The organism is Clostridium sp. HBUAS56010 (genome assembly GCF_007115105.1).
In the GTDB taxonomy this organism is placed as follows: domain Bacteria; phylum Bacillota; class Clostridia; order Lachnospirales; family Lachnospiraceae; genus Lacrimispora.
On the sequence record NZ_SULJ01000012.1, the window covers coordinates 19,684 to 32,308 of the forward strand.

The 12,625-nt window shown below is 42.9% G+C and carries 8 protein-coding genes; 7 read left to right on the forward strand and 1 reads right to left on the reverse strand.

The genetic code is table 11. The features are described from left to right. Positions 1-20: 20 nt before the first annotated feature. Complete coding sequence (locus tag FAY33_RS15920) at positions 21-4,286, reverse strand: 2-hydroxyacyl-CoA dehydratase (RefSeq protein WP_143322218.1); 4,266 nt, start codon at positions 4,284-4,286, stop codon at positions 21-23. Between the two features lie 254 nt (positions 4,287-4,540). On the opposite strand from FAY33_RS15920, the gene FAY33_RS15925 reads away from it, so the two are divergent. The 7 genes from FAY33_RS15925 (at position 4,541) to FAY33_RS15955 (ending at position 12,520) form a co-directional block, all read left to right on the forward strand. Then, positions 4,541-5,482, forward strand: coding sequence for a magnesium transporter CorA family protein (locus FAY33_RS15925; protein ID WP_143322219.1), 942 nt, complete (start codon positions 4,541-4,543; stop codon positions 5,480-5,482). Positions 5,483-5,514: 32 nt separating this feature from the next. Next, a complete protein-coding gene (locus tag FAY33_RS15930; protein WP_143322220.1) occupies positions 5,515-6,363 on the forward strand; it encodes a rhomboid family intramembrane serine protease in 849 nt (282 codons plus the stop codon). A gap of 15 nt (positions 6,364-6,378) precedes the next feature. After that, positions 6,379-7,815 carry a pyruvate kinase gene (gene pyk / locus FAY33_RS15935; protein WP_143322221.1) on the forward strand — a complete coding sequence of 479 codons (1,437 nt, stop codon included), beginning with the start codon at positions 6,379-6,381 and terminating at the stop codon, positions 7,813-7,815. 140 nt (positions 7,816-7,955) lie between these two features. Then, a complete protein-coding gene (locus FAY33_RS15940) occupies positions 7,956-9,227 on the forward strand; it encodes a diaminopimelate decarboxylase (protein WP_143322222.1) in 1,272 nt (423 codons plus the stop codon). Positions 9,228-9,563: 336 nt separating this feature from the next. Continuing rightward, positions 9,564-10,454, forward strand: a complete 891-nt coding sequence (locus FAY33_RS15945; protein WP_143322223.1) for a S8 family peptidase — start codon at positions 9,564-9,566, stop codon at positions 10,452-10,454. Positions 10,455-10,754: 300 nt separating this feature from the next. Next, positions 10,755-11,849 (forward strand): recombinase RecA, encoded by a 1,095-nt coding sequence (recA, locus tag FAY33_RS15950; RefSeq protein WP_143322224.1) that lies wholly within the window; start codon positions 10,755-10,757, stop codon positions 11,847-11,849. 62 nt (positions 11,850-11,911) lie between these two features. Beyond that, on the forward strand, positions 11,912-12,520 hold the full coding sequence (locus FAY33_RS15955) for a regulatory protein RecX (protein WP_143322225.1): 609 nt from the start codon (positions 11,912-11,914) through the stop codon (positions 12,518-12,520). Positions 12,521-12,625: the final 105 nt, after the last annotated feature.

The following is a 12,625-nucleotide window of genomic DNA, read 5'->3' on the forward strand; positions in this document are numbered from 1 at the left end:
TGTTTTTTTATTTTAAATAATCAAGTATTTCTTTCGGTTGGTGCCTGCTCTTTGGCAAGATTTTTCTGTGCCGTTGAAAGCATCAGTTTAATACGGTTTAACTGGTTTACTTCACTAGCACCGGGATCATAGTCCACGGCAATAATATTGGAATCCGGGTGGGTTTTGCGCAGTTCTTTGATTACCCCTTTTCCAACAATGTGGTTAGGAAGGCAGCCAAATGGCTGGGTGCAGACAATATTATTGGTGCCTGTATGAATCAGTTCCAGCATCTCTCCGGTTAAGAACCAGCCTTCACCGGTCTGATTACCGATGGAAACATAGTCTTTTGCCATGTCTGCCAGATTGCCGATATGGGAAGGAGCGATGAAATGTTTGCTCTTGGTCAGTTCCTGCTTTGCTGTCTTACGGAAGAACTCAAGCAGAGAGATTCCCATGTTGGACAGAACAGCGGTTTTCTTTTTCCCGCCTAAGTTTTCTGCCTTAAAGTTGTTATTATAGAAGCAGTACAGTAAAAAGTCCATCAGATCCGGCATCACTGCCTCTGCTCCTTCTGATTCCAATAGTTCTACAATATGGTTATTTGCCAGAGGAGAGAACTTAACCAGGATTTCCCCTACAACACCAACCTTTGGTTTCTGGATATTGTTGCGTTCCAGTTGATCGAAGTCTCTGATGATTCCCCTGATATTTTTGGAGAAGGTCATCATATCCGGCGTCTTCTTAGAAAGAGATTCAATGCATCGCTTTTTCCACTTCTCGTGAAGGGAATTGGCTGAGCCAGGAATCTTCTCGTAAGGGCGGGTGGCATATAAAACCCGCATAAACACATCACCGTAGACAACCGCCTGCATACCTTTTGTCAGCATAGGCAGTGTAATATTAAAGCCCGGGTTGGTCTCCATGTTGTTGGCATTTACAGAGATTACAGGAACCTGGCTCATGCCTGATCGGTCCAGTGCTCTCCGGATAAAGCCAATGTAGTTAGAGGCACGGCAGCCTCCGCCTGTCTGGCTCATGAATACAGCCGTACGGTCTAAGTCGTATTTACCGGACAAAAGAGCCTCCATAATCTGACCAACCACGATCAGGGAAGGGTAACATGCGTCATTATTCACATATTTCAGTCCCGTGTCAACCGCAGAATGGTTGTCGTTTTGCAGCACTTCGATCTTATAGCCAAAGGTACGGATGGCAGGTTCAATCAGATCAAAGTGAATAGGTGACATCTGAGGGCAGAGAATGGTGTAGTCCTTTTTCATCTCCTTGGTAAAGGTAACTCTGTGATAAGCACTTGATACCGGTTTCTGGTCAAAATGTTCCTTATCCCTCACCTTTAATGCAGCAATCAGTGAACGGATTCGGATTCTTGCGGCCCCCAGATTATTGACTTCGTCGATCTTTAAGACCGTATAAATCTTTCCGGAGCCGGTAAGGATATCACTGACCTGATCTGCGGTTACAGCATCTAAACCGCAGCCAAAGGAGGTGAGCTGGACTAAGTCCAGGTTTCTCTCTCTTTTAACCAGTGTAGCGGCGCGATAGAGCCTAGTGTGGTACATCCACTGGTCTGTTACCACCATTGGCCGTTCAATCTCGGCGAGATGGGAAACAGAATCTTCTGTAAGAACCGCAAGACCAAAAGAAGTAATAAGTTCCGGGATTCCATGGTTGATCTCAGGATCTGTATGGTAAGGACGTCCCGCCAGAACAATTCCGTGGCGGTCATTCTCTTTCAGCCAGAGCAGGGTTTCTTCCCCTTTTTTCTCCATATCTTCCCTGGAAGCCATCAGTTCACTCCACGCAGCGTGGGCAGCATGGGAGATCTCTGATGCAGAAATTTGAAATTCATTTTTAAATACTTCAATCAGACGTGCAGTTAAAATATCTTCGTTGGTAAAAGCCATAAACGGATTGAGAAAACGAATCTGTTCTGTCTTAATTCCTTCTACGTTGTTCTTTATATTTTCTGCATATGAGGTAACAATAGGGCAGTTAAAGTGGTTACCCGCATCCGGCGATTCATTCCGCTCATAAGGGATACAGGGGTAGAAAATAGTCTTAATTCCCTCCCCTATAAGCCATTCCACATGACCATGTGCAATCTTTGCAGGATAACACTCAGATTCACTTGGAATGGACTCAATGCCCATCTCATAGATCTTTCTGGTGGACTGAGGGGAAAGGATAGTACGGAATTTCAGCGTCTTAAAGAAAACCGCCCAGAAGGGGTAGTTCTCATATAAATTAAGGACTCTGGGGATTCCGATGGTGCCTCGTTCTGCCTGTTCCTCTGTTAATGGTTCATAATCAAACATGCGGTGGAACTTGTATTCAAACAGGTTTGGTACATCATTGGAAGCTTTTTCTTTTCCAAGACCACGTTCACAGCGGTTACCGGAGATGAATTTACGTCCTCCGTCAAAACGGTTTACCGTAAGAACGCAGTTATTGGTGCACTTTCTGCAGCGTGCCATGGAAGTTTCATAATGCAGATTTAATATCTCATCAAGGCTTAACATGGTGGTCTTTTCAGACTGGTTATAGCGTTCCCGTGCAATAAGGGCGGCACCGAAAGCACCCATAATACCTGCAATATCAGGACGGACTGCGTGGCAGCCGGAGATTTTCTCGAAGCTTCTCAGTACTGCGTTATTATAAAATGTACCGCCCTGGACAACCACATGCTTGCCAAGATCTTCTGCGCTCGTAATCTTTATAACCTTAAATAAAGCATTTTTAATTACGGAATAAGCAAGGCCGGCGGAAATGTCTGCTACATCAGCGCCTTCTTTCTGCGCCTGCTTTACATTGGAGTTCATAAATACAGTGCATCTGGTTCCTAAATCGGTTGGATTTTCGGCAAACAGTGCTTCGGTTGCAAAATCTTCCACCTTATAATTCAAAGATTTGGCGAAGGTCTCAATAAATGAACCGCAGCCGGCAGAACACGCCTCGTTTAACTGAACGCTGTCTACTGTGCCGTTTTTAATGCGGATGCACTTCATATCCTGACCGCCGATGTCCAGAATACAGTCTACATCCGGTTCAAAGAAAGAAGCAGCATAATAGTGGGAGATTGTCTCAACTTCCCCTTCGTCAAGGAGAAAAGCCGCCTTTAATAAAGCCTCTCCATATCCGGTGGAACAGGACCATACGATCTCGCTGTCCTCTGTCAGCTGTTCCTTAATCTCTTTCATGGCACGGGTGGCTGTGGCAAGAGGACTTCCGTTGTTACTGCTATAGAATTTGTACAGAAGAGTCCCGTCTTCCCCTACCAGGGCAACTTTTGTAGTTGTGGACCCTGCGTCAATTCCAAGGAAACATTTTCCGTGATAGGAAGACAATTCTCCTTTTTTCACGGTATAAGCATCATGCCTTTGTATAAATTCGTCAAAATCAGCCCGATCCTTAAACAGAGGTTCCATTCTCTTTACTTCAAATGCCATGCGGATGCCGGTGGATAACCGGGTAATCATATCTTCCAGAGAGATGATCTCTTCAGAAGATTCGGAAGCGTTCATGGCTGCGCCAATGGCAGCAAAAAGATGGGAGTGATCTGGTGCAATGATCGCATCTCCAGACAGTTTAAGGGTACGAATAAATGCTTTTTTCAGTTCCGGAAGAAAATGCAAAGGGCCTCCCAGGAAGGCAACATGACCTCTGATCGGTTTTCCGCAAGCCAGTCCGCTGATGGTCTGGTTTACAACCGCCTGAAAAATAGAAGCCGCAAGATCTTCCCTGGTAGCCCCTTCGTTAATGAGTGGCTGGATGTCCGATTTGGCAAATACACCACAGCGGGCAGCGATTGGATAAATTGCCTTATAGTTGGCAGCATATTCGTTTAATCCAGAAGCGTCAGTCTGTAACAGAGATGCCATCTGGTCAATAAAAGAACCGGTTCCGCCTGCGCAGATACCGTTCATACGCTGATCAATGCCGCCGGTGAAGTAAATTATTTTTGCATCTTCTCCGCCCAGTTCGATTGCAACGTCAGTATGTGGGGCATAATCCTTAAGGGAAGTGGCAACTGCAACAACTTCCTGGACAAAAGCCACCTTTAAATGTTTTGATAAAGTCAGTCCGCCCGAACCGGTAATGCCTGCCCGTAAGTTCATGGGACCAAGTTCTTTAAAAGCTTTCTTTAGAAGACCGGCAAGTGCTTCCTGTATGTTGGCAAAATGCCGTTCATAATCAGAGAATAACATTTCGTTTTTCTCATTTAATATTGCAATTTTAACGGTAGTAGAACCGATGTCGATTCCTAAAGTATTGTATGTAATCATATGTGCGGGGGTATCCCCTGCCTCCTTTTGTGTAAAAGTAAGTTGCTGGCTCACCGAACATCAGTTTAACATAAAATAAGAAATAATACAATTGTCATTCCATGATAAATTACTGCTAAAACAGGCAAAAATTGTTTAAGTTCACAAAATACGGATTCATTTTGTTTGACAAAAAGGGTTGGGGATTTTATAATGTATAAGTCGAAGTCTGTCAAGGAATTTTTTATGATTTTTTAGTGGAAGGGGGAAACGCTATGATACAGATATATAAAACAGAGGATGGTCTGTTGCAACAAAAGGATGAGCTTTCTCCAGGTTCCTGGATAGCGCTTACAAACCCCACTGCTACAGAGATTCTGGAAATCGCAAACACTTACAGGATTGATCCGGATGATTTAAGAGCGCCTCTCGATGAGGAAGAGCGTTCCCGTATCCAGACGGAGGATCATTACACACTGATTCTGGTGGATGTTCCAACCATTGAGGAGCGGAATGACAAAGACTGGTATGTGACCATACCTATGGGGATTATAACAACGGACGAGACCATTATTACAGTCTGTCTGGAAGATACTACAGTGCTCAATGCGTTCATGGACGGCAGGGTCAGGGATTTCCATACGTATATGAAAACACGTTTTATTTTACAGATTCTGTATAAGAATGCGTCACTATATCTGCAATATTTAAGAGTCATTGACAAAAAGACTGTAGTGATAGAACAAAAACTTCATGAATCCACGAAGAACAGGGAATTAATTGAGCTTCTGGAACTGGAGAAGACTCTTGTGTACTTCACTACTTCCCTGCGTTCCAATGAGATCGTGCTTGAAAAACTGATGCGGAATGAAAAAATCAAAAAGTATCCGGAAGATACGGAGCTTTTAGAGGATGTAATCATCGAAAACAAGCAGGCGATTGAGATGGCGAATATCTACAGCGGTATTTTAAGCGGAACCATGGATGCGTTTGCTTCTGTAATTTCCAACAACTTAAATATTGTAATGAAGTTTCTTGCTACTATTACGATTGTTATGTCCATACCCACCATGGTGGCGAGTTTTTACGGGATGAATGTGAACAGCAAGGGAATGCCCTTTGCCAACAATCCTTACGGGTTTTTGATTGTATTGGGCTTTACACTGGTCCTGACCCTGATTGTTGCCTGGATTTTTTCGAAAAAGGATCTGTTTTAGTCTTATACTATAATTAGGAAAAGGAAGGAAACATGAAATTTTTTTATAATCTGGAGCGCAAATTCAGAAAATATGCGATTTCAAATCTGATGTATTATATTATCGGATTGTATGGTGCAGGGCTTGTTTTAGAGCTTGTTGCACCTGGGTTTTATCTGGAATACCTTTCCCTCAACGCAAAGATGATTTTAAGAGGGCAGGTCTGGAGAATCATAACATTTATGATTTATCCGCCGGGAGGTACGAATCTGTTCTTCAGTCTGATCGCTATGTATCTTTACTATATGCTGGGTCAGAACTTAGAGAGAATCTGGGGAGCGTTTCGGTTTAATGTTTATTTTTTTATGGGAGTAATCGGTCATGTGGCAGCAGCCCTTATTGTGTATTTTTTAACAGGGAATGTCGTGTTCCTTACGACAGAATTTCTTAATTATTCTCTGTTCTTTGCTTTTGCTGCAACGTTTCCTGATTTGGAATTTTTAGTGTTTTTTGTGATTCCGGTAAAAGCGAAATGGCTGGCGGTATTTAATGGTGTTTATTTCCTTTATGGCTTCATTGCCGGCGGAATGACAACCAGAATCACAATCGTTATGTCTTTATTGAACTTCTTCATCTTCTTTCTTTTAACCCGGAATGTAAGCCGGCTGAATCCAAAAGAGATAAAAAGAAAGAATAATTTCCATAAACAGATGAAGATTATGCCCCAGGGCGGAACACATCATAAATGTGCTGTTTGCGGACGGACGGAGAAAGATTCCCCGAACCTGGATTTTCGTTATTGCTCAAAATGTGAAGGCAGTTATGAATACTGTACCGATCATTTGTATACACATCAACACGTGACGTCAGACAACCCCACAACTGACAGCACGACCAATTAGCTACGGAGGATAACAATGAAGAAAACTAAGATTATTTGCACAATGGGACCTAATACTAATGACCGCAACCTGATGAAAGCTCTGGCTGAGAATGGAATGGATATTGCCAGATTTAACTTCTCTCATGGTGATTACGAGGAACAAAAGGCACGTCTTGATATGTTAAGAAGTGTCCGTGAAGAGCTGGATCTTCCGATTGCAGCACTTCTTGATACAAAAGGACCGGAGATCCGTACCGGTGTATTGGCAGATGGAAAGAAAGTTTTATTAAAAGAAGGCGAGACTTATACTTTAACAAGTGAAGAGATTGTCGGAGATGCCAAAAGAGGATATATTACTTATGAAGGTCTTGCAGAAGATGTAACTGCAGGCAACCGTATTTTAATTGATGATGGACTGATTGAACTGGTTGTGGAAGAAGTAAAAGGCAAAGAGATTGTCTGCAGAATTGTTAACGGCGGTGAGCTGGGAGAGAGAAAGGGTGTTAACGTACCGAATGTTAAGATCAAACTTCCTGCACTGACAGATAAAGATAAACTGGATATCCAGTTTGGTATTGAGCAGGGATTTGATTTCATAGCTGCTTCCTTTGTCCGCACTGCAGATGCAATCCGTGAGATCAAGGATATTCTGGCTGCCAACAACTATCATATGGGTGTGATTGCCAAGATTGAGAATGCAGAGGGAATCGAGAACTTAGATGATATCATCGAGGCAAGTGATGGAATTATGGTTGCCAGAGGAGATATGGGTGTTGAGATTCCTGCTCAGGAAGTGCCTTTTATCCAGAAAAGCATTATTGATAAATGTAATGTTGCCTGCAAGCCGGTTATCACAGCAACTCAGATGTTAGATTCCATGATCCGTAACCCACGTCCAACCAGAGCAGAAGTGACTGACGTTGCTAATGCTGTTTATGATGGTACAGATGCTGTTATGCTTTCTGGTGAGACTGCTATGGGTAAATATCCGGTTGAAGCTCTTTCTATGATGGCTTCTATCGTAGAAGAGTCAGAAAAGCATCTGGATTACAATTCATTCCGTCAGCGCAGAGTATCAGAAGCCAATGAGCAGAACGTATCCAATGCAGTATGCTATTCTTCTGTAGCAACTGCCCATGATTTAAATGCGAAAGCAATCGTTGCACCAAGTATCAGCGGCTTTACTGCAAGACTGTTATCAAAATGGAGACCAGAGTGCCAGATCATCGGATTATCTCCAAGCGCTGCTGCACTTCGTCAGATGCAGTTATACTGGGGTGTAAAACCATATCAGGCAAAACGTGCGGAGTCTACGGACGTACTGATTTATTCTTCTATTGAGCTGTTAAAAGAAAAGAACGTTGTAAAAGAGAATGATACAGTAGTTGTAACCGCAGGCGTGGTTAATCCAGTGAGAAAGCATGAATCAGCAGAGCATACCAATATTATGCGTGTTGTAAATGTAAATTAATTGCAATCAGAGAATTTTGAATAAATATACAAAAAACAGTAGACAAAGGAGTCTATCCCCGGTACAATGTAGCTTACCAGCAGATGTGCCAGGGACAGGCTCTTTCTGCATAGTTTAGCTTACGAGAGGAGAGGAAGGCTTTGGAAAAAAGACCATTTGTAACCAAGGAACAATTAAGTGAAATAGTGAAAGAATATCCAACTCCTTTTCATATTTATGATGAAAAAGGAATCAGGGAGAATGCAGCGAAACTAAAACAGGCATTTTCCTGGAACAAAGGATACCGGGAGTACTTTGCAGTCAAAGCCACACCTAATCCATTTATTCTAAATATTTTAAAAGATTATGGATGCGGAGCCGACTGTTCTTCTATGACGGAACTTATGATGTCTGATGCCATGGGTTTTTCCGGTTCTGATATTATGTTTTCATCGAATGATACACCGGCAGAGGAGTTCCAGTATGCGGATAAAATCGGAGGAATTATCAATCTTGACGATATTACCCATATTGATTTTCTGGAAGAAGCAATCGGACACATTCCGGAGACCATAAGCTGCCGTTATAATCCAGGCGGTGTATTTAAGATCAGCAATGATATCATGGATAATCCGGGAGATTCCAAATATGGAATGACAACGGAGCAGATCTTTGAAGCCTATAAAATTTTAAAAAGCAAGGGTGCTAAGAAATTTGGCATTCACGCTTTTCTGGCAAGTAATACCGTAACCAATGAATATTATCCTTTGCTTGCAAAGGTTCTTTTCGAACTTGCAGTTAAGTTAAAGCAGGAAACAGGTGCTGAGATAGCGTTTATCAATCTGTCCGGCGGAATTGGAATTCCTTACCGCCCAGACCAGGAGCCCAATGATATTTTTGCCATCGGCGAAGGGGTAAGAAAGGTTTACGAAGAGATTTTAATTCCGGCAGGAATGGGAGATGTGGCGATTTATACGGAGCTTGGCCGCTTTATGCTTGGACCTTACGGCGGACTTGTAACAGAAGCAATTCATGAAAAACATACCCATAAGGAATATATCGGTGTGGATGCCTGCGCGGTAAACTTAATGCGCCCGGCGATGTACGGCGCTTACCATCATATCACGGTTATGGGAAAAGAAGAGAATGCCTGCAGCCACAAGTATGATGTAGTTGGCTCTCTCTGCGAAAACAATGATAAGTTTGCAATTGACCGGATGCTGCCGGAGATTGAGATGGGAGATTTGCTGTTCATTCATGATACGGGTGCCCACGGATATGCCATGGGATATAACTACAATGGTAAATTAAGATCAGCAGAGCTGCTTTTAAAAGAGGACGGAAGTGTTCAGATGATCCGCAGGGCGGAGACACCAAAGGATTATTTTGGAACATTTGATTTCTGTGATGTGTTAAAGGCTGTAAAGTATTAAACAGGTTATTAATAAGGAAAGGACTTTTACCGGTCCTTTCCTTTTTTTGCCTTAAATAGAAAAATCCCCGTGTCTTACGACACAGGGGAAATTTTCTTAGGATTTTCGGATTTTCAAAAAGGGTAAAAGGATAATTGCTATACATTGTGCATTTCTTATGACACAAGTATATCACACCCACCGTAGAAAAGTTTGTATTTTATTTGAATAGATTATGAAGATTTTCTTAATATCGTATTTGAGAGAAAGCACAGGAGTGGAAAATTTTAGCCTGGAAAAGAAACCTTAGACCACGGATTTGAATATCTTAATAAAAAAGGGATCAGGTAGTGGACTGTGGATCATGTAAGAGAGGCGATACATTGTGAGACTGCTTACCGGATGGGATATACCGGACGCGGAGTAGGGGTTGCAGTGCTTGATACAGGAATTTATCTTCATGAAGATTTTCAACATAGAGTTGCAGCTTTTGTAGATATTGTGCATCGCAGGCGTGATGCTTATGACGATAATGGCCATGGCACCCACATCGCAGGGATTATTGGCGGAAGCGGGGAAGCCTCAGGCGGGAAATATATGGGAATTGCGCCGGAATGCCATTTTGTTATGTTAAAAGTTCTTGATAAAAAAGGAAACGGATATGCGTCTGATGTGCTGGCAGGATTAAAATGGGTCCGCGATAACCGGGAAAAATACGGAATCAGGATCGTAAATATTTCTGTAGGTTCCTTTTCAAGGAAAGGAATGACAGAAAATTCTGTTCTTGTACGAGGGGTAAATGCAGCCTGGGATGATGGTCTTGTGGTTTGTGTCGCAGCAGGAAATATGGGACCTGGCACCAACACCATTACCACTCCGGGAATCAGCCGAAAGGTGATAACGGTGGGCTGTTCCGATGATTATAAAGAAGTAAATGTTATGGGCAACCGGATGATTGATTATTCCGGGAGAGGTCCTACCGGTGCATGTATCTGTAAACCCGAAATCATAGCACCTGGCGCAGGAATTATGAGCTGTGCCAATGAACCTGGAGAGTATCAGAGCAAAAGCGGAACTTCCATGTCGACGCCCCTGGTTTCAGGGGCAATTGCACTTCTTTTGCAGAAATATCCGTATATGAGCAACAGGGATGTAAAGCTGATGCTGAGGGAACGGGCCGTGGATCTAGGCCTTCCCATAAACCAGCAGGGCTGGGGACTTCTTGACGTGGAACAGCTTTTACTATAGATTATTTTTTATTGTGGTCTGGTCCGCCTCCGTTCCTGTGAGGCGGGCCGATAAAAATACTTGCAGACTACGGGCTGCTGTGCTATAGTTGATTCATAGTCAGAAGGTATCTTGCCTTCCGTTCCATTCAATGTCTGGCAGATCGCCGGAGTTTCCGTAACATTTTTGAATTTTAGCCGGACAGGCAGGGAGTGCTGCAGCCGCTGATGTCAGAAGAAGTTTTTTTCTGGTTGACATTTCCGGAAAAGTATACTATTATTATAACTATAAGAAGAACGTTTGTTCGTGTTGGAGGAAAAGATGAATAAAGATGATAAGCTGAAAGCACTGGATGCGGCCCTTACACAGATAGAAAAGGCATTTGGAAAAGGTTCTGTCATGAAACTGGGTGATAACGCAACGAATATGAATGTAGAGACAGTTCCCACAGGGGCGTTGAGCCTGGATATTGCTTTGGGACTTGGCGGAATCCCCAAAGGCAGAGTGGTTGAGATCTATGGACCGGAATCCAGTGGTAAGACTACGGTTGCTCTTCATATAATCGCAGAGGTACAAAAGCGGGGAGGAATTGCCGGTTTTATTGATGCAGAGCATGCCCTGGACCCTGTATATGCCAAGAAGATCGGAGTAGATATTGACAACCTTTACATATCCCAGCCAGATAATGGAGAGCAGGCTCTGGAGATTACAGAGACCATGGTTCGTTCCGGTGCAGTTGACATTGTGATCGTTGACTCGGTTGCAGCTCTGGTTCCAAAGGCAGAGATTGAAGGAGACATGGGAGATAGTCATGTCGGCCTGCAGGCACGTTTAATGTCCCAGGCACTGAGGAAACTGACAGCCGTTATCAGCAAGTCTAACTGTATTGTTCTCTTTATTAACCAGCTTCGTGAGAAGGTAGGAGTTATGTTTGGAAGCCCTGAGACAACGACAGGCGGCCGTGCTCTTAAGTTCTATGCGTCAGTCCGTATGGACATCCGAAGAATTGAGACTTTAAAGCAGGGCGGCGATATGGTCGGAAACCGGGTGCGTATAAAGGTAGTAAAGAATAAGATCGCTCCTCCATTTAAAGAAGCGGAGTTTGATATTATGTTTGGAAGAGGAATATCCAAAGAAGGTGATGTGTTAGACCTTGGCGTGAAAGAGAACATTGTGGAAAAGAGCGGAGCATGGTTCGCTTACAACAATGTTAAGATTGGACAGGGACGTGAGAATGCCAAGATCTATCTCCAGGACAATCCTGCTATCTGCCAGGAGATCGAGAATAAAGTCCGTGCAAATTATAATCTTCCAGGAGAAGGTGTTGCTGTTGCTCCGGAAACCAGTGCAGCGGGAGCGAAGGAAAGTAAGCGAATCAAACCGGAAGAAAGTAAGGCAGCTCCAGAAAAAGAATAGTCTGCCAGAATAACCGCGATTTATAATTAGAAGAAAGAAAAAAGACGAGATAAGAGGCATATATGATAGTAACAGAGATTGTGCCCGTCGATAAACGCAGGAGTAAAGTCGTTCTTGATGAAGACTTTACTCTTGTTCTTTATAGAGGGGAACTAAAAAAATATGGAATCGAAGAGGGAGAATCACTGGAAGAGGATACTTACCAGGAGATTGTGAATGTAGTATTAAAAAAGAGAGCCAGGGAAAGGGTTTTATTTCTATTAAAGTCTGCAGATAAGACGGAACAGGAACTGGTGAGAAAGTTAAAGGACGGAGGATACCCGTCAGAAGCTATCGAGTATGCCATTAGTTTTGTAAAGGAGCACCGCTTTATCAATGATGAAAACTATGGCAAACGCTATGTGGAGTTTAATTCCAATAGAAAGAGTGAAAAGCAGATTCAGTATGACCTTCAAAGGAAAGGGCTGGATAAAGAGATGATCCGGGATATTTTGAAGGAACAGCCGGTGAATGAGGAAGCACAAATCCAGGCATACATCAGAAAAAAGTGCCGAAATGTTGAAAATATGGATCGAAAAGACAAGAGTAAAGTCATTGCAGCCCTTGCAAGAAAGGGTTTTTCTTATGAAGTAGTGAACCGGGTTTTTGGCGGTATTTATGATGATGACTGACAATACGGAAAATGTGTATAAGTATACCGGAAACAGGGGCGAAATACTTGACATAATGTATAAAACAGTTTAAAATTGAAGTGTTGTATTGTTGTACAATGAAAA

What these genes read in the sequence shown, in the direction of transcription:
- FAY33_RS15925 (WP_143322219.1), top strand. Translation starts at nt 4,541, where the DNA reads ATGATACAGATATATAAAACAGAGGATGGTCTGTTGCAACAAAAGGAT.
- FAY33_RS15955 (WP_143322225.1), top strand. Translation starts at nt 11,912, where the DNA reads ATGATAGTAACAGAGATTGTGCCCGTCGATAAACGCAGGAGTAAAGTC.
- FAY33_RS15920 (WP_143322218.1), bottom strand. Translation starts at nt 4,286, where the DNA reads ATGATTACATACAATACTTTAGGAATCGACATCGGTTCTACTACCGTT.
- FAY33_RS15930 (WP_143322220.1), top strand. Translation starts at nt 5,515, where the DNA reads ATGAAATTTTTTTATAATCTGGAGCGCAAATTCAGAAAATATGCGATT.
- pyk (WP_143322221.1), top strand. Translation starts at nt 6,379, where the DNA reads ATGAAGAAAACTAAGATTATTTGCACAATGGGACCTAATACTAATGAC.
- recA (WP_143322224.1), top strand. Translation starts at nt 10,755, where the DNA reads ATGAATAAAGATGATAAGCTGAAAGCACTGGATGCGGCCCTTACACAG.